This is a genomic window from Actinosynnema sp. NPDC020468, from assembly GCF_040642015.1.
Classification (GTDB): domain Bacteria; phylum Actinomycetota; class Actinomycetes; order Mycobacteriales; family Pseudonocardiaceae; genus Actinosynnema.
The window spans coordinates 30,485-51,380 of the sequence record NZ_JBFAEO010000026.1 but is presented as its reverse complement, the minus strand read 5'-3'; the positions used below and the strand labels follow the sequence as shown (position 1 = coordinate 51,380).

The following is a 20,896-nucleotide window of genomic DNA, read 5'->3' as shown; positions in this document are numbered from 1 at the left end:
GTCACCAGGTCCGGTCGCGCCCGGCCAGCCGGGCGACGCGGTCCCTCAGCTCGCGCTCGCAGCGCGGGCAGGTCAACTGGTCGCGGTGCTCGTGGTCGGTGTGGTGGCGCAGGAACCGCAGCGCGGCGCACGTGCTGTCGATGTGCGCCTCCAGCCGCGGCACGCGTTCCTCGACCAGGGATCGACGGCCCGGCGAGGAGTCCGCGGCGAGCAACCCCCTCACCTCGTCCAGGCTGAGCATCGCGCCCTCGACGTAGGTGCGGACCAGCATCAGCCGGCGCAGGTCGGCGTGGTTGAAGTGCCGACGCCCGTTGCGCCGCTGCGTGGTCAGCAGCCCTTCCTCCTCGTAGTACCGCAGCGCGGACACGCGCATGCCGAACCACTTCGCCACCCGGCCGATCGGGATCAGCACGTCGTCAGCCATCCCGCCTCCCGGAGGAGTAGGTCCGCAGGTCCGCCGCCAGGCACCGCGCGGTGTGCGAACCCTTGGCCTTCACCAGGTCCTTCGGCGTGCCTTGGAAAACGACCTCGCCACCGTGCCGGCCCGCCTCGGGCCCCAGGTCGAGGATCCAGTCCGAGTGCCGGACCACGTCCAGGTCGTGCTCGATCACCACGACCGTGTTGCCCGCGTCCACCAGCCGGTCCAGCAGGGCCAGCAACCGGTCGACGTCGGCCATGTGCAGGCCGGTGGTCGGCTCGTCGAACACGTACACGCGGCCCGTGTCGCGCAACCGGTCCGCCAGCTTGAGGCGCTGCCGCTCGCCGCCGGACAGCGTGGACAGCGGTCGGCCGAGCGTCAGGTAGCCGAGGCCGACCTCGGACAACAGCGCCAGCCGCTCGAGGATCCGCTCGTCGGTGAAGAACCCCGCCGCGTCGTCCGCGGTGAGCGCCAGCACCTGCACGATGGTCCGACCGTCCACTGTGTACTCCAGCGCCTCCGGTCGGAACCGGCCGCCGTCGCACGCCTCGCAGCGCGTGGTGACCGGGTCCAGGTAGGCGAGGTCGGTCTTGATCTCGCCGCGGCCCTTGCACACCGGGCACGCGCCGGTCGAGTTGAAGCTGAACAGACCCGCGTCCTGGCCGCTCTCCCGGGCGAACAGCGCGCGGATCGGGTCCATGATCTCCACGTAGGTCGCCGGCACCGAGCGCGGCGACAGGCCGATCGAGGACTGGTCGACCACCACGACGTCCGCCAGTTGCCGCGGCAGCACGCCGGAGATCAGCGTGCTCTTGCCCGAGCCCGCGACGCCCGTGACGGTGGTCAGCACACCCACCGGGATGTCGACCGTGACGTCCTTCAGGTTGTGCAGGTCCGCGCCGCGCACGGTCAGCACCTCGTCCCACGGCCGGAAGTGCTCCTTGAGGCCCGGCACCGACCGCATCCGCCTGCCGGTCACCGTCGACGCCCGCTTGAGCTGCGCCACGGTGCCCTCGAACACGACCTCGCCACCGGCCGTGCCGGCGCCCGGTCCCATGTCCACCACGTGGTCGGCGATCTCGATCACGTCCCGGTCGTGCTCCACGACCAGCACGGTGTTCCCCTTGTCCCGCAACGCGATCAGCAGCTCGTTGAGCCGTCGGACGTCGCGCGGGTGCAGACCGACGCTCGGTTCGTCGAAGATGAACGTCAGGTCGGTGAGGCTGCTGCCCAGGTGCCGCACGGTTTTGAGCCGCTGGCTCTCGCCGCCGGACAGCGTCGGCGTCTCCCGGTCCAGCGTCAGGTAGCCCAGGCCGATGTCGGACACCCGGCGCAACGACGCCAACGCCGCGTCCACGATCGGCTTGGCGGCCGGGACGTCGAGACCCGCCAGCACGTCGACCAGCTCGTCGACCTCCAGCCGGGTGAGCTCGGCGATGGTGTGGCCGCCGACCTTCGTCCGCCTGGCCGCCGCGTTGAGCCGGTCGCCGCCGCACTCCGGGCACGGCCCGGTGGTCACGACCTCCTCGACCGCGGCGCGCTCCTTCTCGCCGAGCGAGTCGAGGCCCTTCTTGAGGTAGCGGCGGCCGAAGCGGACGGCGACGCCCTCGTACTCGTTCTTGTAGACGCCGTTGCGGCCGGACCGGTCCACCTTGAAACCCGTGCCGTAGAGCAGTTTCTCCCGGTCCGCCTGGGTGAAGCGGCCGACCGGCAGGTCCGGGTCGAACAGGCCGGACTCGGCGTAGAGCTGCCACTGGAACGTGCCCTCGGCGAACGCCGGGTGCCGGATCGCGCCGTCGTTGAGCGACTTCGACCCGTCGATCAGCCGGTCGAGGTCCAGGCGCACGGTCCGGCCCAGGCCCTCGCACTCCGGGCACATGCCCTGCGGGTCGTTGAACGAATACCGGGTCGACTCGCCCGCGCTCGGCCTGCCGTGCCGGGAGAACAGCACGCGCAGCACCGGGTGGATGTCGGTCATGGTGCCCACGGTCGACCGCGAGTTGCCGCCGACCGGTTTCTGGTCCACGACGATCGCGGTCGACAGGTTCTCCATCACCTCGGCGTCGGGCCGCTCGTAGCGGGGGAGGCGGTTGCGGATGAACGACGGGAACGACTCGTTGAGCTGCCGCTGCGACTCGACCGCGATCGTGCCGAACACGACCGACGACTTGCCCGAGCCGGACACCCCGGTGAACACGGTGAGTTCGCCCTTGGGGATGCGCAGCGACACGTTCCTGAGGTTGTTCTCCCTGGCGTTGCCGACCACGATGTGACCGCCGGAGCGGACCCCGCGTTGGCTGCTCATCCTGTCCCTCCCCGCACTCATATGGTTTCTCACCGGAAACCATATTGCAGTGGACTTGATCTCGCCGGTTGGCGCTGCCAGGCCCTGGAGTACCCGGTTCAAGCCGGGTTGATTCACCGGGCGATCGCGTACGCCTGCGCTCCCCGGGGGCTGGCGGCGGCCAGGAGCAGGTCGTCGCTGGTACGGCCGGTGGCGCAGACCTTGCCGAGCGTGAACGGCGCCACCTCGCCGACCTCGTGCCCGCGCCGGCGCAACTCGGCGAGCACCGCCTCGTCGCGACCACGTTCGGTGACCAGCGACAGCGGCTTGGCCACCCGCGGCGTGAACGACGACGGCACGTGGTCGGTGTGGAACCCGGTGGCCTCGATCGCCTCCTGCGGGCTCATCCCGAAGTCGACGTGGTTGACGAAGAAGTTCAGCGTCCACTGGTCCTGCTGGTCGCCGCCGGGCGTGCCGAACGCCAGGTGCGGCCGGCCGTCGCGCAGCACGATCGTCGGGCTCAGCGTGGTGCGCGGGCGCTTGCCGGGTGCGACGGTGTTCGGGTGGCCGTCGACCAGCAGCGCCATCTGGCCGCGGGTGCCCAGCGGGAAGCCGAGGCCGGGCACCACCGGCGAGCTCTTCAACCAGCCGCCGCTCGGCGTGGCCACGACCGCGTTGCCCTCCGCGTCGGTGACCGTCAGGCAGCACGTGTCGCCCTTGGCCGCGGTCCGCTTGACCACGGCCGGCACGCCGTCGTCCAGCTGCGCCAGCCACGACGGGTCCTCCGGCACGCCGGCGTGCCCGGGCAGCGGCGGCAGGAACGGCTCGCGCCCGTCCGGCGAGCCGGGCCGCAGCACGCCCGAGGCCCGGTCGCCGACCAGTCGGCGGCGTTCGTCGGCGTAACCCCGGTCCAGCAACGCCTTCAGCGGCACGTCGGCGTGGAGCGGGTCGCCGTACCAGGCCTCGCGGTCGGCGAACGCGAGTTTCGCGCACTCCACCGCGGTGTGCAGGTGGTCGGCGCTGCCCGCGCCCATCGCGGCCAGGTCGAACCCCTCCAGCAGCGCCAACTGCTGGAGGAACACCGGACCCTGCGACCACGGGCCGGCCTTGTGCACCTCGTGGCCGCGGTAGTCCAGCGAGAGCGTCTCCTCGACGGTCGGCTGCCACCCGGCGAGGTCGTCGGCGGTGAGCAGGCCGCCGTTGCGCCGCCCGGTCGCGTCGACCATCTCCGCGCCGGTGCTGAACGCGTCGATCGCCTCGGCCACGAAACCGCCGTAGAACGCCTGGTGCGCGGCCTCGATCCGGTGCTCGCGGTTGCCGCCGGCGGCCTGCGACTCGGCCAGCAGTCTGCGGTAGGTGGCCGCGAGCGCGGGGTTGGTCACCCGTCGACCCGGTGTCGGCACGGCGCCGCCGACCAGGTAGGTGCGACCGGACTCGGTCCACTCGTCGCGGAACAGCTCCGCCAGCGAGCCGATCATCTCCGCCGCCTTGGGCAGGATCGGGTAGCCGTGCTCCGCGTAGTGCACCGCCGGCGCCAGCACGTCGGCGAGCGGCAGCCGGCCGTGGTCGCGCAGCAGCCGCAGCCAGGCGCCGAACGCGCCCGGCACGACGGCGCTCAGCAGACCGGAGCCGGGGATGGCGGACAGTCCGCGGTCGCGGAAGAACTCCGGCGTCGCGCCGGCGGGCATCGGACCCTGCCCGCAGATCACCTCGACCGAGCCGGAACCCGCGCGGTGCACCAGGATCGGCACGTCGCCGCCCGGTCCGTTGAGGTGCGGTTCGACCACCTGGATCACGAACGCGGTCGCGGTCGCGGCGTCGAAGGCGTTGCCGCCCAGGTCGAACATCGCCATGCCCGCCGCCGAGGCGAGCCAGTGGGTGGACGAGACGGCGGCCTGGGTGCCGAGGAGTTCGGGACGCAGCAGCACGGTGGGGTTCCCCTTCCGGTGAGCGGGTCAGGACAGGGCGATCCGGCCGTCGAGCGCGGGGCGCACGACGCCGGAGACGGAGCCGGCCACCGCGCGGCCGCCCTCGACCGTCACGGTGCAGTCCAGAGTGGACGGACGGCCGAGCTCGACTCCCTGGTGGACGGTGAAGCGGTGCGTGCCGTCGTCGGTCAGCAGGCCGGCCGACACCAGCCACACGCCGAGGCCGAGCCCGGCGGAGGCGCACGCCGGGTCCTCCGGCATCCGGTAGCCCGGCGCGAACATCCGGGCGCGGGCGGTGCGGGTGTCGGGGTCCCAGGTGAAGGCGAACAGGTCGGTGCGGTCGGCCCACACCGGGTCGTCGGCGTGCAGCCGCGCGTCGGCGAGCGCGTCCGGGCACACCGGCAGGAAGTGGAAGGCCGGGCCGAAACCGGCGGCCGTGGCGGAGGGCAGGTCGGCCGGCAGTCCGCACGCGCGGGCCAGACCGGTCGGGTCGAACTCCTCGCTGTCCAACGGGTTCGTGGCCGACAGCGTGCCGCCGTCCGCCGTCGCGTCCACCGGCTGGAGCTTCGGGCCGCACTCCTGCACCACCCGTCCGGCCGGCAGCACGCCGAGCCGCACCAGCGTCGCCGCGGTGCCGATCGCGGAGTGGCCGCCGAACGGGGACTCGCCGGTCGGTGTGAAAACCCGCACCCGGTGGGTGGCCCCGGGCGCGGTGGCGGGCAGCACGAACGCGGTCTCCGAGGTGTTGAGCTCGGCGGCCACCGCGGCCAGGTCCTCGTCGGACAACCCGGACGCGTCCGGCACGACGCCGAGGGCGCACCCGGTCAGCGGGCGGTCGGCGAACATGTCGACCACCTCGTACCGGATGTGGTCGGTGGCTGTCCCGTGCGCTTCGTGTCGGAGGCCGTCGGTGGTCGGCCCGCTCGCTCGCGCCTGGTGGTCGGTGGTTGTTCCGCGCGCTTCGTGCCGGATGCCGTCGGTGGTCGGCCCGGCGGCGTGCCCGACCTTCCGGTGTCCACCGCGGTCGGTGTCCCGCTCGCCCGTGCCGCCGGCCCTCTCGTGCTCGGCCCGGCGGGGTGCGTTCGGGTTGCCGGGAACCGGCTGTCCTTTGTGGAGGGTCATCGGCCCACCGCCGCGCCCGCGAGGTCGCCCGCGACGTCCTCCAGCACCCGCTCGTCGCCCGCGTACGGGAAGTCCGCGCGCGGCCAGTGCACGACCAGGTCGGTGACGCCGATCCCGGCGAACCGGCCCGCCGCGTCCCGCCACGCCTCCACCGACTCCAGCACGCCGCCCACGGCCGCGCCCGTCAACAGCAGGCGGCGCAACGTCCCCGGGTCCCGGCCGACGGCCGCGCACGCGTCGTCCACCTTGCGCAGTTGCAGCGCGATCTCCGGCAGCGCCTCGGCGTAGGGACGCGCGTCGAACGTCGCGGGCGGGCCGGCGGTGATCCACGTGTCGGCGTGCCGCGCGGCCAGGCGCATCCCGCGCGGGCCGGTCGCCGCGATCGCGAACGGCACCCGCGGGTCCTGCACGCACCCCGGCGCGTTCCACACGTCCTCGGCCTCGTAGTGCTCGCCCGACCACGTCGTGGAACGCTTGCGCAGCAACAGGTCCAGCAGGTCCACGAACTCGCCGAACCGGTCCGCGCGCTGCCGGGGCGAGCGCTCGGCGCGGTCCACCACCCGGTCGTCCGCCGCGCCGGCGCCCGCGCCGAGGCCGCAGGTGAACCGGCCGTCGCTCACGTCGTCCAGCGTCATCACGTCCTTCGCGAACGGGACGGGGTGGCGGTAGGTGGGCGTGGCCACCATCGTGCCCAGGCCGATCCGGCTGGTCGCGGTCGCCGCCGCGGTCAGCGTCGGCACCGTGCCGAACCACGGCCGGTCCCGCAGCCACCGCCACATCAGCTGGTCGTAGGTCCACGCGTGGTCGAACCCGAACTCCTCCGCCCGCCGCCAGCGCTCCCGGGCCTGAGCCCAGCGCTGTTCGGGCAGGATCACCACTCCGTGTCGCACCGCGTTGCCTCCTCTCGGATCTCAGACGCCGCCCGCGGCGACCCCGGTGACCAGCGCGGCCAGTCCGGTGACCACGTCGGTGAACCGCCGCTCGCACTCGACGACCTCGGGCAGCCGCAACTCCCTCGGCAGGTCGGCGGAATCCGCGTCCTGCCCGGGGTAGAGCCCGTTCTCGGTGACGTCGAGCGCGATCGCCTTGAGCCTGCGCACCAACTGCCGCGCCACCTCGTCCTGGCCGACCGGCGCGCGCAGCGTCAGGAAGTAGTTGTCGTAGACCACCGACCGCATCTCCGGGTGCAGCAGCTTGGTCTCGGTCGCGGTCTGCTGGAGCAGCGAACGGCCGCCGGGCACCAGTTTCGCCGCGATGCCCGCGTGCACGTCGTGGTAGGTCCGCACCCGGCGGTGCACCTCCGCGCCCGCCGGCGTGTCCGACCACTCGTAGGTCTTGCCGCGCAGCAACCGGCGCACCGGCACGAAGTCCGGCGCCCAGGTGCCGCTGAAACCCCGGTGCTGCAAGAACATGCTCGGCCGGATCACCTCGTGGTAGACCTCGTTCGGGCACGAGCTGGTGTAGAGCAGCATCGCCGTGTAGGCGCGGGTGAGCTCGGCCATCACCTCGGGGTGGCGCGGCTGCGCCGGGTCGGCGTTGGCGTCGTGGAACGCGCGCGCCAGGTACTGCCACACCGCGAAGGTCACCTGGTGGCCGGTGATCCAGCGGAACCAGAACAGCTGGTGCGCCTTCTCGCCGTCCGACGGCGGGGGAGCGCTGCGCTCGCACCGGGGCAGCGAGCCGAGTTCGCGCTGCACCTCGGCCGCCTCGTGGTCGGGTTCCGCCGGGCCGCCCCGCTCGTCCTCGCGCAGCGGCTGCGGGATCACCAGGGGTTCGAGGCCGTACGGGAAGTCGCCGAAGTCCCAGCCGCGCGGCGTCGGCAGCGCCGAGACGACGGCGGTGTCCGCGGTCACCGGTCACCGCCCGGGACGAAGGTCAGCTCGAACTCCAGGCCGTCGGGGTCGAGCACGTAGCAGCTCAGCACGCCGTCGGCGTCCTCGACCACGTCGGTCGGGCCCTCGTCGGAGGCGAAGCGGTAGCGGCCCGACGCGCGCAGCGCGAGCCAGCGGTCCCGCCACAGCCGCATGTCGTCGGCCGAGGACACCGCGAGGCACACGTGCTGGAACTGGACCTGGTCGCCCGCGGGCGGGTCGCCGGCGTCGTCGGCGCGCTCGAACAGGTGGAAGCGCAGGTCGCCCACCACCACCTCGGTCAGCCGGGTGATGCCCGGCAGCCTGCTGCGCGTCAGGTCGGAGAACTCCTCGAGGCTCCAGTTCTCCGCGCAGCCGAAGAAGTCGCGGTACCAGGCGAGCGAGTTGGCCAGGTCTCGGGTCTGCACGCCGACGTGGTGCATGCGCGGCGCGGGCGGCAACCCGGGCCTGGTCGTGGTCGGCGTGGTCGTGGGTCCGGTCACGGCTGGTCCTCCCGGTGTGTGTTCGAAGGTGTTGGAATAATTCGATGCTAAGCACGGCCCGGCTGTTCCGTCAATTCGTGAGAGAATTTCCGTGAATTCCGAAAATGGGCAGGCGTCAGCCAGATATGTGCAGCTCAGCGCCGGTGTGACGGCGGTCGAAAAATATCTTCGACGGTTGGCTGCGACTATTTTTCCGGGTACTCTCGGAAGCATGACCGAAGAGCGCTGGAAAGCAGTGGACGACTACTTCGAAAGCGTGGCGGGCGAACCGGACCCGGCACTCGACGCGGCGGCCGGCGCGAACGTCGGGTTCGACCTGCCGGACATCGCGGTGTCGCCGGCGCAGGGCCGGTTCCTGAACCTGCTGGCCCGCGTGCGGGGCGCCCGGAACATCCTCGAGATCGGCACCTTCGGCGGGTACAGCACGATCTGGCTGGCCCGCGCGCTGCCCGCCGACGGCACGCTGGTCACCATCGAGTACGAGAAGTCCTTCGCGGAGGCCGCCGCCGCCAACATCGCGCGGGCCGGTGTCGCCGACCGGGTGCGGCAGGAGGTCGGCCGGGCGCTGGACATCCTGCCCGGCCTGACCGCCGACCCGGCCGCGCCGTTCGACCTGGTGTTCGTCGACGCCAACAAGCCCGACATCCCCGAGTACTTCGAGTGGGCGCTGAAGCTCACCCGGCCCGGCTCGGTGATCGTGGTGGACAACGTGGTGCAGGGCGGCGCGGTCGCCGACCCGGACCACCCGGACCGCGGCGTGCGGGGCGTGCGGCGCTTCCTGGAGGGCCTCGCGCACGACACCAGGGTGGACGCGACGTCGTTGCAGACCGTCGGCGTCAAGGGCCACGACGGGTTCACCCTCGCCCTGGTCACCGGGTGACCGGGAGGGCGGGCGGCGGCCGACGTGCCGCCGCCCGGCCCCGGCCTCGCGGCCACGTCAGACCCGACCGGGGTTGACCAGGTCCGGCGCGGTCCAGCCGTCCAGGTCGTACTCGGACATGCACTGCTCGGCGAACCCGGTGTAGGAGTCGACCTGCCCGGACGCGGTCTGCGCCAGCAGCAGCTCGATCCGCACGTTCTCGTGGTTGCCCGAGTAGTTGCGCTCGTACAGCTCGTGCCGACCCGCGAACTCGGTGCCGACGGAGTCCCAGATCAGCTTCATCAGCTTGGCCCGCTCGACCGCGTCGTACCCGCCCGAGCCGCGCATGAAGCGGTCGAGGTACGGCCGCAGCTCCGGCTCCCGGAAGTCCTTCGCGTGCGAGTTCAGGTAGATCAGCGCGCTCGACAGGTCCTGCATGATGATCTCCCGCACCCGCGGGTAGCCCAGCGTCATGAACCACCGGTAGGCCATGCCGTAGTCCAGGTTCGGCAGCACCGCGTCGCCGTGCCAGTCGTTCGGCGTGCGCGCCATCGCGTCGCCCAGGCCCCAGAACAGGTTCCGCCACGTGAGCACCTCGCCGACCCGGGTCTGCACGCCGCGGAAGTCCTTGGTGCCGGTCACCTCCAGGCCCTTGAGCAGCAGGCCCGCCAGGAAGTCCAGCTTCACGCCCAGCCGCGTCACGCCGTGGAAGGTGAGCCGGTGGGTGAACCCGGACTGGGTCAGGAACGTGCCCGCCTTGGCCGTGTCGCCGTAGATGAACACGTTCTCCCACGGGATCTTCACCTTGTCCAGGATGAAGATCGTGTCGTTCTCGTCCAGCCTGCTCGACAGCGGCTGGTCGAACGGGCTGCCCATGGTCGCCGACGCCAGCTCGTAGGACTGCCGGCACACCAGCTTGAGGCCGGGGGAGTCCATCGGGAACGTGGCGACGAGCGCGTACTCCTTCTTCTTCACCGGCAGGCCGTAGTGGGCGATGAAGTTGAAGTGGGTCAACGCCGACCCGGTCGCGACCACCTTCGCGCCGCTGACCACCAGGCCGTCGTCGCGCTCCTCCTCGACGTGCACGAAGATGTCGTCCACCTCGTCCGGCGGCCGGTTCCGGTCCACCGGCGGGTTGATCACCGCGTGGTTCCAGAACAGCACCTTCTCCTGCGCCTCGGCGTACCAGCGGCGCGCGTTGCCCGCGAACTCCCCGTAGTAGTCCGGGTTCGCGCCCAGCGTGGTCAGGAAGCTCGCCTTGTAGTCCGGGCTGCGGCCGAGCCAGCCGTAGGACAACCGGGCCCAGCGGGCGATCGCCTCCCGGTCGTGCACCAGGTCCTCGACCGACCTCGGCACCCGGAAGAAGCTGTGCGTGAAGCCGTCGCTGCCGGTGTCGGTCGGCGCCGTCAGCACGTCGTGGTGCTCCGGGTCGTGCAGCGCGTCGTAGAGCCGCGCGGTCATCCTCGCGGTGTTGCGGAACGCGGGGTGCTTGGTCACGTCGTCCACGCGCTCGCCGTAGGCCCACACCTCCCGGCCGTCCCGGAGGCTCTCCAGGTACTCGTCGCCGGTCAGCGGCCTGGTCACGCGCCTGTCCTGTTCGGTCATGCGGCGTTCCTCCCTACTGGTTGGTGGTGAAGAGCGGTGCGTGCCCGTCGAGGGTCAACTCCCACACCGGATCGCGGTCGGCCAATCGCGGGAACCCGCCGCGGTGGAACAGCAGCGGCCGCCCGCCGCGCAGGTCGAGCCCCTCGACGCGGGCCACGTGCAGTACGTGGTCGCCGCCGTCGTAGTTGCGCCACACCCGGCAGAACAGGTGGCCCACCGCGTCGGCCAGCCGCGGGAACTCGCCGTCCTCGTCCCGCCACGGCACGGGTTCGGCCATCGGCCGGCCCGCGAAGTGCATCGCGACGTCCCGCTGCCCCTCGCCGAGCACGTTCACCACGAACGCGCCGGACTCCAGGTGCGCGCAGGCCCGGCTGCGGCGGTCCAGCGCGGTCAGCACGAGCGGCGGGTCCAGCGACACCGACGTGAACGCGTTGACGGTGGCGCCGTGCACCACGTCGCCGCGCCGGCAGGTGACCACCGTGACGCCGGTGGGGAAGTTGCCGAGGAAACCGCGCAGCACGGGCGGTTCGACGGTCGCCGGGTCAGGCATGGACGTGCTCCTCTCGGATCGGCGGCGAGGTCAGCGCGTCCCGGAGCATCGCGCGCAGGATCGACGGGCTGTCCTCGGTCAGGAACGACTCGGCGTGGAACTGGGCGGTGGCCAGGCCCGGGCCGCGCAGCGCGAGCACCGCCCCGTCCGGGTCGCGGTCCACCAGCACCCCGCCCGGCAGCACGTCGTCGGCGGCGCGGGCGACGAAGCTGTTGTAGAAACCGGCCCACTGCTCGCGGCCGCGCCACCGGACCCGGATCCGCCGGCCCTGGTTGGGGCGCGGCAACCGGGTCAGCGGCAGGCCCAGCAGGTCGCAGACCACCTGGTGGCCCAGGCAGACCGCGACGAGCGGACCGCCCCGCGCCAGCGCGTCGGCCGCGATCCGGCGCAGTGCCGCCATCTTCGGCCGGGTGAGGTCGGTCGGGTCGCCGGGACCGGGTCCGAGCAGCAGCACCTCGTCGGCGTCCTGCTCGACCCGGTGCCACGGCGTGATCCGCACGGCGCACCCCAGCGCGCGCAGCTGGTAGGCCAGCATGGAGGTGAAGTCGTCCTCGGCGTCCACCACGACCACCCGCGTGCCGCGCGACGTGGGCCCGCTGCTCGGTCCGGTGCGCCAGAACTCCGACACGCCGTCGTTGCGGGCGCGCAGCACGTCGGCCACCTCGCCGTCGCGCGGCGGCGGTACGTCCACAGTGGACTTGGGCTCGCCGCTCAGCGCCCGGAGCAGACCGGCGGCCTTGGCCGAGGTCTCGGCCGCCTCGGCGGCGGGGTCCGAGTGCCGGACGATCGTGGAGCCGGCGGTGAGCCGGAACGCGCCGTCGGCCGCGATGTCCGCCATCCGGATCAGGATCGCCGAGTCGAGCGACCCGGGACCGTCCGCGCCGGCGAACGCGATCACGCCGCTGTAGTAGCCGCGCCCGTGCGGTTCGTGCGCGGCGACGGCGCGGCACGCGTTCTCCACCGGGCTCCCGGTCACGGTGGGCGCGAACATGGTGCGGCGCAGCACGTCCGCGAGCGGCCGGGCGCAGTGGCCGGTCAGGTGGTAGCCGGTGTGCGCGACGTGCGACATCCAGGTCAGGGTCGGCCCGGACACCGCGACGTCCCGGTCGCACAGCGCGGCCATCATCTTCAGCTCCTCGTCGACGACCATGTACAGCTCGTCGACCTCCTTCGGGTCGTGCAGGAACCGCAGCAGCCCGCCGGTGTCCGCGCCGCGCGCGGGGAACCGGTAGGTGCCGCTGATGGGGTTCATGGCGACCTCGCCGTCCCGCACCCGCACGTGCCGCTCGGGCGATCCGCCGACCAGGAACCGGTCGCCGGTGTGCACCAGGAACGTCCAGTAGGCGCCCTGCTCGCCGGTCAGCAGCCCGCGGAACACGGCGAGCGCGGTGTCCCGGTCGAAGTCCGCGAACCGACCGCGAAGACTGCGCGCCAGCACGAAGTTCGACCCCTCGCCCGCCTCGATCTCCTCCCGCACGATCCGGCGGACGGCGCTCGCGTAGGCCTCGTCGTCCAGGTCGAACCCGAGGTCGGTCACCGGCGGCACGGGGGCGGGCAGCGCGGCCCGCAGGTCGGCGAGCGGAACACGGTGGTGGGACAGGACTTCCATCGACAGCAGGGGCTCGCCGTCGTCCGGGCAGGCGAACCCGCGCTCGCGGATCTGCCGGTAGGGCAGCAGCACCAGGCTCGGCCGCGGCCCGTCGAGGTCCAATTCGGCCAGTTCCGCGTGGGCGCGCACCGGCCCGGCCAGCACCTCGACCTCACCGCCGCCCCGGTGCAGCAGCGCGAAGGGGCCGTCGGTGGGGACGGGGTCGGCGTGGTTCCGGGTGCCGGACCGCCTGCCGCCGCTCGGGATCGCCGCGGGACGGGTGGTGCGGCGCGGGCCGTCGGGAGCGATCGGCGCGGCGCGGCCGCCGGTGGTGTCCCGCGGTGATCGGGTCACGCGACCACCCGCGTCGGGTCGCGGTGCCAGTGGGCCACCGCGGCCACCGCCTGGGTCGCGTTCAGCCTCGGGTCGCACAGGGTCCGGTAGTGCTCGCCGCGTTCCACCACCGCGCCCGCGCCCTCGCACTCGTTCACGTCGGCGGGCGAAGCCTCCAGGTGCAGGCCGCCGGGTGTGCCGCCGTTGCCGGCCACCACCGCGACGAAGCGGCTGATCTCGGTCATCACGTCGGTCAGCCGGCGGGTTTTCAGGCCGTGCGCGCCGACGACCGTGTTGCCGTGCATCGGGTCGCACAGCCACAGCACCGGGTGCCCGGCCCGCGTCACGGCCCGCACCAGCGGTGCCAGGGCGTCGATGTCGGACGCGCCGAAGCGCGGGATCAGGGTCAACCGGCCCGGCGTGCGGTGCGGGTCGAGCGCGGTGCACAGGCGGAGCAGCTCGTCCTCGGTCATCGACGGGCCCACCTTGCACGCCACCGGGTTCGCGACCAGGGCCAGCAGCGCCACGTGCGCGCCGTCCAGCTGCCGGGTCCGCTCGCCGATCCACGGCCAGTGCGTGCTCGCCAGGTACGGCCGCCCGTCCGGCGCCGCGCGGACCTGCGGCACCTCGTAGTCCAGCAGCAGCGCCTCGTGGCTGGTCCACACCCGGTCCCGCGCGCCCGCGCCGCGGCCGAGGCCGTCGATCACGCCGACCGTGCGGCGGGCCGCGACGTGACCGAGCAGCACCCGGTCCGGGTCCGGCCTGCGGGCGGCGGGCGACGGGTCCGGCGCGTTGACGATCGAACCCCGGTACACCGGCAGCCGCACGCCTTCGCGCTCCTCGAACGCGTTCGAGCGTGGTTTGGCGTACTGGCCCGCGATCCGGCCGACCTTGAGCACCGGCGCGCCCGCGCCGACGCGCATGATGTCGCCGAGCACGTCGAGCTGCTCGACCTTGGGCCGCACGTCCTCGACGCCGCACTCTGCGGGGTCCTCGGCGCAGTCGCCGGCTTGCAGCACGCACAGCTCGCCCGCCGCGGCGCGGGCCAGCAGCCCGCCCAGCTCGCGGACCGACTCGTGGTCGACGATCGGCTCGGCGACCGACAGCCGGGTGCGCACCTCGGCCAGCCGCACCGGATCGCTCCACTCGGGTTGCTGCCGCGCGGGCAGCGCCTCGGCGGTCAGCACTTCCCCGAGCGGTGCGACGGGGGTCGTGTGGGTGGTCATCGTGGTTCCTCCCACGCCCGGCGGGGTGCGCCGGGCGGTTGCGGTCGGCGGGGGGTGCGCGGTCGGTTCAGCCGACGGGCGTGCCGGCCCGGTCCAGCTCGCCGGTGCGCTCGAAGTAGCGGATGAGGCGCGACACGGATCCCGGCTCGATGTCCGGGAAACCCAGGCCCAGCCGGTCGAGCAGGGTCGCGGTGGCCTCGTTGCGGTAGGTGTTGTCGCCCAGCTCCAGGGCGCCCTCGCGGAACAGGTCGACGGTGGCGGCCAGCGCGTTGTCGTCGGACCGCGCGAGCTCGGCCCACCAGCGGTCCTCCGGCACCACGTCGACCCGGTGGCCGGTGTCCCGGATGCCCCGGTACACGACGTCGAAGTCCGCGCCGCGCGGGTGGAACAGGTGCAGCTCGCGGTTGCGCGCCGGCTCGTGCCGGGACAGCGCGACGACCGCGCGGGCCACGAAGTCGACCGGCAGCAGGTCGGTGGCGAGCGTGTCGCCGGGCGGCGCCGAGCCGAGCTGGATGAAGCTCTTGACCTGGCGCCACAGGAAGTCGTCCGGCTGGCACGCGCCGGTCGTGCTGTCGCCGGAGATCCGGCCGATGCGGTGGACGGTGACCGGCAGGCCCTCGGCGCGGGCCGCGACGACGATCCGCTCGGCGACCCACTTGCTCTGCGTGTAGCCGATGCCCAACGCCTCGGGCGCGCTCGGCGTCGACGCCTCGTCCAGCACGGGCGAGGGTTCGGCGGGGGAGAAGACCGCGATGGTGGACATGTGGTGCAGGGGCTTCACCGTCCGGTGCGCGGCGAAACCCACGACCCGGCGCGCGCCGTCCACGTTGGTCGCCTTCACCGACGGGTACGGCAGCACGAAGTTGATGTGCGCCGCGGCGTGGTACACCGCGTGCACCCGGTCGGCGAGCGCGTCGTAGTCCGATTCGGACAGTCCGAAGTGGACTTCACCGAGGTCGCCCGGCACCGCGGTGACCCGGTCCGGGGTCAGCTCGTCGGCCAGGCCGTACCGGGTCGCGGTGTCGGTCAACCGCCGCCAGGCGTGGTCGGCGTCGTCCGCGCGGACCAGGCAGTGCACCCGCCACGGCGTGGTGCGCACCAGGTCCCGCAACAGGAACGCGCCGAGGAAGCCCGTCGCGCCGGTCAGCAGCACGTCGGTCACCCGGTCGTCCGGTGTCGGCTCGCCGGTCACCGCGAACCCGTCGGGCAGCCGCACCTCGGCGGTCAGGTCGATCGCGCGGGCACCCGCCTCGCCGCCCGCGAGCACCTCGCCGATCCGGTCCGCCATCCCGGCGACGGTCGGGTTGTCCAGCAGCAGTCGCAGCGGCAGCTCCACCTCGTGTTCCCGGCGCAGCCGGTAGGCCAGCTCGGTCGCCATGATCGAGTGGCCGCCGACGGCGAAGAAGTCGTCGTGCCTGCCCACCTCGCGGCCGAGCAGGTCGGCCCACTGCCGGGCGACCGCCTCCTCCAGCGGCGTGGCGGGCGGCTCGGTGTCCCGGTCGGTGTGCTCGGGCCGGAACAGGCCGGGCAGCGCCTTGCGGTCCGCCTTGCCGCTGGGCGCGACGGGCAACCGCGGCAGCGGCACCACGTGCGCCGGCACCAGGTGGTCCGGCAGCGTGCGGGCCAGCGCCCGGCGCACGTCCGCCGGGTCGTCCGGGCCGCCGACGACGAACGCGACCAGCCTGCGGTCGCCCGCGCCGACGTCCACCGCCGTCACCGCCGCCGCCTCGACCAGGTCGAGCGCGTCGATCGCCGCCTCCACCTCGGCCGGCTCGATGCGGAACCCGCGGATCTTGAGCTGGTCGTCCACCCGGCCCAGATAGGACAGCACGCCTTCGCGGTCGGACCGCACCAGGTCGCCGGTGCGGTAGAGCACCTCGCCGGGGTGGAACGGGTCCGGTCGGAAGCGGCGCGCGGTCTCGTCCGGCCGGCCGTGGTAGCCGGGCGAGAGCACCGGGCCGCCCAGGTGCAGCTCGCCGGGCACGCCGGGCGGCACGACCGCGCCGCGCCGGTCCAGCACCACCAGCCGCAACCCCGGGATGCCGGCGCCGATCGGCGGCGCGTCCGGCCAGCTCGCCGGATCGCCCGCGACGGTGTGCGACGTGGCGAGGTGGGTTTCCGACGGGCCGTACATGTTGAGCAGGCGCGCGTCCGGGTGCCGGGCGAAGAACTCCCTGATCTGCGGGGAGATCACCAGCTGCTCGCCGACGGAGGCGACCTCGCGCAGGTCGGGCAGCCGCACGTCGGCGTCCACCGCGATCGCGGCGAGTCCTTGCAGCGCGACGTAGGGCAGGTACACCCGGGCCACCCGGTGGGTGCGCAGGTGACCGGCCAGCGCGTGCAGGTCCTTGCGGGTGTCCTCGTCGACCAGCACGACGGAGCCGCCCGCGCACAGCGTGCCGAGGATCTCCATCACCGACACGTCGAACGACAGCGACATGTACTGGAGCGTCGGGCCCTGCGCGCCGACCGGCGACAGCTCGTGCTGGCAGCGCACCAGGTTCGCGACCGTCTCGTCCTTGATCACCACGCCCTTGGGCGTGCCGGTCGAGCCGGAGGTGTAGACGACGTAGGCGTCGTCGCCCGGCTCCTTGACCCGACCCACGTTCCCGGCCGGGTGGGCGGAGAAGTCCTCGCGGTCCACGTCGAGCCGGTCGGCCCCGGCGGGCAGGTCGAGCCCGGACGCGGTGAGGATGAGCTTCGCGCCGGCGTCGGACAGCATGGTGGCGACGCGGTCGCCCGGGTAGGCCGGGTCCACCGGCACGTACGCCGCGCCCGACTTCAGCACCGCGAGCAGCGCCACGACCGCGTCCGCCGACCGGGGCAGGAACAGGCCGACGCGGTCGCCGACCCCGACGCCCCCGGCCCGCACCGCGTGCGCCAGCCGGTTCGCCCGCGTGTTCAGCTCGGCGTAGGTCAGCCCGTCGGGGCGCACCGCGATCGCGTCCGGCGTGCGCGCCACCTGCTCCTCGAACAGCTCGGTGGTCGGGCGCGGCGGCTCGCGCAGCGCCACCCGGTCGTCCCGGTCCAGCAGCGCGCGTTCCTCGGCGTCGGTCAGCAGCCGCACCTCGCCCAGCCGGGCGTCGGGCGCGGCGGCGAACGCGTCGAGCACCCGCACCAGCCGGTCGCCCAGGCCGCGCACGGTGTCCGCGTCGAACAGGTCCGTGTCGTACTCGACCACGGCGTGCAGCGAGCCGTCGTCCTCCGGTTGCAGCACCAGGGACAGGTCGTACTTCGCGCCGTGGCCGACATCGCGTTCGATCCGCAGCGCCCGGTCGCCGCGCACGACCCGCGCCGCGCCGGGCGGGGTCAGCACGAGCATGGTCCGGATCAGCGGCGAGTAGCCGCCGCCGCGCCGGGGCGCGACCCGTTCCACGACCTTCTCGAACGGCGCCCAGCGGTGCCGCAGGGCCGCCGAGGCCTCGGCGCGCACCGCGTGCAGCAGTTCGCGGACCGTCGTGCCGTCCTCGAGCCGGTGCCGCAGCACGACCATGTTCACCAGGTATCCGATCAGGTCCTCGGCCTCGGCCGGGTCGCGCAACGACACCGGCGTGCCGACCGCGACCTCGTCCTGGCGCGCGTACCTGGCCAGGGTCAGCGCGTACGCGGCGTGCGCGATCATGAACAGCGTCACGCCCTCGGCCGCGCCCAGCTCCCGCAACCGGTCCACCACCGGTGCCGGCACCTCGAAGGGCAGCACGTCGCCCGCGAACCGGCGGGTGGCCGGGCGCGGTCGGTCGGTGGGCAGGTCCAGCGCGGGCAGCCCGTCGCCGAGGTGCTCGGCCCAGTGCGCGAGCGCGGCCTCGTCGGCGCGGGACTCCTGCCACCGCGCGAAGTCCGCGTACTGCGGGAGGTCCCGGCGGTCGGCGGTCGGCAGGTGGGCGGCCACCTCGTCGTAGCGGGCCAGCAGCTCGGTCAGGAACACCCCGGCGGACGCGGCGTCCGAGGCGGCGTGGTGGATGTTGCACACCACGGTGGTTTCCGGCGCGGTCGACCGTCGCGCGCACAGCACCGACACGACCGGACCCTGGGTGAGGTCGAGCCTGGTCCGGGCCACCTCGGCGGCGAACCGCGCGGGCGCGGCGTCGTCCGCGTACTCCTCGACCCGGTAGCGGAACCGGGCGTGCGGCGACACCACCTGGGTCAGCACGCCGTCGCGCAGCTCCAGGGTGGTGCGCAGCACCTCGTGCCGCCGCACGACCCGGCGCACCGCCTCGCGCAGCACGTCCGGGTTCAGCTCCTCGGGGAGCCGGAGGTGGAACGGGCCGTTGTACGCCGTCGAGTCGGGCGCGTACTGGTCGGCCAGCCACAGGCCGCCCTGGCCCGCCGACGCCGGCATCCGGTCCCGGTCGGCGAGGCCGGCGCGCAGCTCGGAATCCCCGCCGCCGCGGGCTTTCCCGACGGCGGCGGCCAGGTCGGCGACCGTGTCGCACCCGTCGAGCTCGGCCGGGCCGAACACCGCGCGGACGGACGGGCCCAGATCGGCGACGCCGCGCGCGGACAGCGAGTCGGTCGCGGTCAGGTCGGTCGTGCCGGTGACCGCGCGTGCCAGGTCCAGCACGGCGGATTCCAGCGTGGGATCCACGATTCCGGTCGCCTCCTTTCCGGTGGTGCGGTCGGGAACGGGCTCAGCGGGGCACGGACTCCTCGTCGCGCAGCGAGGCGATGAAGCCCGCCAGCTGCTCGACGGTGCCGTGCCGGAACACGTCCTCGGTCTCCACGTCCACCGCGAAGATCTTGCGCAGCCGGTTGGCCAGCTGGACGAAGTGCAGCGAGTTGCCGCCGTGGCCCAGGAAGGAGTCGGTGGCGGTGAATTCCGGGTTGCCCGAGATGTCCTTCCAGGCCTGGAGGATCACCGGCTCGAGGAGGGTGGTCGCGTCGCTCATGTCGTCACCTTTCGCGGTCGTTCGGATCGCCGACGGATCGGTCAGCGCGCTTCGGTCGATCTTGCCGTTCACGTTGTGCGGCAACCGGTCCCGGTGGTGGAACACGGACGGCACCGCGTAGCGGGGCAGTCGGGCGGACAGGTGGGCGACCAGCTCGTCGGGCTCGCGCGGCGCGCCGTCCGCGGTGGAGTAGAACGCGGTGAGCCGCTTCTCCTCGACGTCCTCGCCGAACGCCTTCACCACGGCCTGCGCCACGGCGTCGTGGTCGCGCAGCGCCAGTTCCACCTCGCTGATCTCGACCCGGAACCCGCGCACCTTCACCATGCTGTCGGCGCGGCCCACCAGCACCACGTCGCCTTCGCCGGTGGTGCGGGCCAGGTCGCCGGTGCGGTAGCGCGGCGTGCCGTCCGGGCCGGGCGCGAAGCGCTCGGCGGTCAGCTCCGGGTCGAGGTAGCCCAGCGCGAGCCCCGAGCCGCCGATGCACAGCTGCCCGACCTCGCCCGGCGCGCACGGGTTCGAGTCCTCGTCCAGGACCTCGGCCACCACGCCCGGCAGCGGTGTGCCGACCGGGACCCGATCGTGCGCGTGCACGTCCGCGGGCGTCCGGATCGGGTGCAGCAGCGAGATCGAGGAGTTCTCCGTGCAGCCGTAGCCGTTGTAGATCGTCGCTTCGGTGGTCGCGGCGGCGCGGGCCAGGTGCGCGGGCGAGGGGAAGTCGCCGCTGAGCAGCACCACCCGCAACCCGCGCAGGACGTCCGGCTCCTCGTCCACGACCAGGTTGAACAACCCGCCGGGCAGGCTCATCACGGTGACCCCGTTGGCCAGCACCGCCTCGCGCAGCGCGGGCAACGACGGGAGACCCGCGGGCAGCACCACGAGGGTCGCGCCGTGCAGCAGGCTCAGCCAGATCTCGATGGTGGACGCGGCGAAGGAGTACGCGGCCAGCTGCACCAGGGTGTCCTGCTCGGTGACCGCCGGCGCGCCCTGGTCCGGGCCGAGCCTGGCCAGGCCGCGGTGGGCGATCCGCACGCCTTTGGGGCGGCCGGTCGAGCCGGAGGTGAACATCAGGAACGCGACGTCCTCACCGTCCACTTCGGACTCGTGCGGTTCGGCGTCGGTGGTCAGGAGTTCCTCCAGCGGCACGACGTCGGCGTCGAACGCCTGGTCGCCGTCGTGCACCAGCAGGCGCAGCCCGGACTCCTCGACCACCCGGGCCAGGAACCGCTCCGGGTGCTCGGGGTTGAGCGGCACGACGCACGCGCCGGCCTTGAGGATGCCGAGCAGCACCACGTACAGCTCCGTCGACCGGCCCAGGTGGACACCCACCGGTTCGCCGGGGCGGACGTTCCAGCGGTCGCGCAGCGCGCCCGCCACCCGGCCGGACCGCAGGTCCAACTCCGCGTAGGTGGTGACGCGGTCCCGTTCCACGAGCGCGGTGCGGGTCGCGAACTCCCTCGCGGCGTCGGCGAAGCGGGCGGTGAGGGTCGGTTCGAGGGTGTGCTGATGTCGTCGTGGCACGTGAGATTGTCCTTCCTGCTGCTCGGACGCGGCGCGGCCACCGCGAGCACGAGCGCGCCGCCGGCACGGGCGGGGAAGTGGTGTGGACCCCAGTCGCGTGCACCGCCCGGACCGCCGGCCCCCGTGTGCGGGGTATTCCTCGTCGGCCCGAGCTGGTTGTCACGCAGAAATCAGTCTGCTGCTTCCGACTTGAGGTGTCAACACGGGGGAGCGGGTGCTGCGGGTA

14 protein-coding genes are annotated in these 20,896 nt (G+C 73.3%); 1 reads left to right on the top strand and 13 read right to left on the bottom strand.

The window, feature by feature from the left end; all coding sequences use genetic code 11:
* Position 1: 1 nt before the first annotated feature.
* The 7 genes from AB0G50_RS19890 to AB0G50_RS19860 all read right to left on the bottom strand — a co-directional run bounded on the left by AB0G50_RS19890 (position 2) and on the right by AB0G50_RS19860 (position 8,105).
* Positions 2–424 carry a MerR family transcriptional regulator gene (locus tag AB0G50_RS19890; RefSeq protein ID WP_360110425.1) on the bottom strand — a complete coding sequence of 141 codons (423 nt, stop codon included), beginning with the start codon at positions 422–424 and terminating at the stop codon, positions 2–4.
* Positions 417–2,723, bottom strand: coding sequence for an excinuclease ABC subunit UvrA (locus tag AB0G50_RS19885; RefSeq protein WP_360110422.1), 2,307 nt, complete (start codon positions 2,721–2,723; stop codon positions 417–419). Before AB0G50_RS19885 ends, AB0G50_RS19890 begins: the two co-directional genes overlap by 8 nt.
* Positions 2,724–2,836: 113 nt before the next feature.
* The gene (locus AB0G50_RS19880) at positions 2,837–4,630 is read right to left on the bottom strand and encodes a gamma-glutamyltransferase family protein (RefSeq protein ID WP_360110419.1); all 1,794 of its coding nucleotides are present in this window, start codon (positions 4,628–4,630) and stop codon (positions 2,837–2,839) included.
* 27 nt (positions 4,631–4,657) lie between these two features.
* Positions 4,658–5,752 carry a PhzF family phenazine biosynthesis protein gene (locus AB0G50_RS19875; protein WP_360110416.1) on the bottom strand — a complete coding sequence of 365 codons (1,095 nt, stop codon included), beginning with the start codon at positions 5,750–5,752 and terminating at the stop codon, positions 4,658–4,660.
* On the bottom strand, positions 5,749–6,642 hold the full coding sequence (locus AB0G50_RS19870; RefSeq protein ID WP_360110413.1) for an LLM class flavin-dependent oxidoreductase: 894 nt from the start codon (positions 6,640–6,642) through the stop codon (positions 5,749–5,751). Before AB0G50_RS19870 ends, AB0G50_RS19875 begins: the two co-directional genes overlap by 4 nt.
* A 21-nt stretch (positions 6,643–6,663) precedes the next feature.
* Complete coding sequence (locus tag AB0G50_RS19865) at positions 6,664–7,605, bottom strand: hypothetical protein (protein ID WP_360110411.1); 942 nt, start codon at positions 7,603–7,605, stop codon at positions 6,664–6,666.
* Positions 7,602–8,105 (bottom strand): VOC family protein, encoded by a 504-nt coding sequence (locus AB0G50_RS19860; RefSeq protein WP_360110410.1) that lies wholly within the window; start codon positions 8,103–8,105, stop codon positions 7,602–7,604. Before AB0G50_RS19860 ends, AB0G50_RS19865 begins: the two co-directional genes overlap by 4 nt.
* 211 nt (positions 8,106–8,316) lie before the next feature.
* On the opposite strand from AB0G50_RS19860, the gene AB0G50_RS19855 reads away from it, so the two are divergent.
* The gene (locus AB0G50_RS19855; protein WP_360110408.1) at positions 8,317–8,985 is read left to right on the top strand and encodes an O-methyltransferase; all 669 of its coding nucleotides are present in this window, start codon (positions 8,317–8,319) and stop codon (positions 8,983–8,985) included.
* Between the two features lie 57 nt (positions 8,986–9,042).
* Here the strand turns inward: AB0G50_RS19855 and AB0G50_RS19850 are convergent, their stop codons facing one another.
* The 6 genes from AB0G50_RS19850 to AB0G50_RS19825 form a co-directional block, all read right to left on the bottom strand.
* Positions 9,043–10,569, bottom strand: a complete 1,527-nt coding sequence (locus AB0G50_RS19850) for a 4-hydroxyphenylacetate 3-hydroxylase N-terminal domain-containing protein (RefSeq protein ID WP_360110405.1) — start codon at positions 10,567–10,569, stop codon at positions 9,043–9,045.
* 13 nt (positions 10,570–10,582) lie between these two features.
* Positions 10,583–11,119, bottom strand: a complete 537-nt coding sequence (locus AB0G50_RS19845) for a flavin reductase family protein (protein WP_360110402.1) — start codon at positions 11,117–11,119, stop codon at positions 10,583–10,585.
* On the bottom strand, positions 11,112–13,061 hold the full coding sequence (locus AB0G50_RS19840; RefSeq protein WP_360110399.1) for a chorismate-binding protein: 1,950 nt from the start codon (positions 13,059–13,061) through the stop codon (positions 11,112–11,114). Before AB0G50_RS19840 ends, AB0G50_RS19845 begins: the two co-directional genes overlap by 8 nt.
* Positions 13,058–14,266: a 3-deoxy-7-phosphoheptulonate synthase gene (locus AB0G50_RS19835; RefSeq protein ID WP_360110396.1), complete on the bottom strand. Its 1,209-nt coding sequence runs from the start codon at positions 14,264–14,266 to the stop codon at positions 13,058–13,060. Before AB0G50_RS19835 ends, AB0G50_RS19840 begins: the two co-directional genes overlap by 4 nt.
* Positions 14,267–14,333: 67 nt before the next feature.
* Positions 14,334–18,851, bottom strand: coding sequence for an amino acid adenylation domain-containing protein (locus tag AB0G50_RS19830; RefSeq protein ID WP_360110393.1), 4,518 nt, complete (start codon positions 18,849–18,851; stop codon positions 14,334–14,336).
* 43 nt (positions 18,852–18,894) lie between these two features.
* Positions 18,895–20,670 carry a non-ribosomal peptide synthetase gene (locus AB0G50_RS19825; RefSeq protein WP_360110390.1) on the bottom strand — a complete coding sequence of 592 codons (1,776 nt, stop codon included), beginning with the start codon at positions 20,668–20,670 and terminating at the stop codon, positions 18,895–18,897.
* Between the last annotated feature and the right edge of the window lie 226 nt (positions 20,671–20,896).

Bases quoted from the DNA above. Each gene is read 5' to 3' on its own strand.
- AB0G50_RS19885 (WP_360110422.1), bottom strand. From the start codon at position 2,723: ATGAGCAGCCAACGCGGGGTCCGCTCCGGCGGTCACATCGTGGTCGGC.
- AB0G50_RS19890 (WP_360110425.1), bottom strand. From the start codon at position 424: ATGGCTGACGACGTGCTGATCCCGATCGGCCGGGTGGCGAAGTGGTTC.
- AB0G50_RS19855 (WP_360110408.1), top strand. From the start codon at position 8,317: ATGACCGAAGAGCGCTGGAAAGCAGTGGACGACTACTTCGAAAGCGTG.
- AB0G50_RS19835 (WP_360110396.1), bottom strand. From the start codon at position 14,266: ATGACCACCCACACGACCCCCGTCGCACCGCTCGGGGAAGTGCTGACC.
- AB0G50_RS19850 (WP_360110405.1), bottom strand. From the start codon at position 10,569: ATGACCGAACAGGACAGGCGCGTGACCAGGCCGCTGACCGGCGACGAG.
- AB0G50_RS19845 (WP_360110402.1), bottom strand. From the start codon at position 11,119: ATGCCTGACCCGGCGACCGTCGAACCGCCCGTGCTGCGCGGTTTCCTC.
- AB0G50_RS19875 (WP_360110416.1), bottom strand. From the start codon at position 5,752: ATGACCCTCCACAAAGGACAGCCGGTTCCCGGCAACCCGAACGCACCC.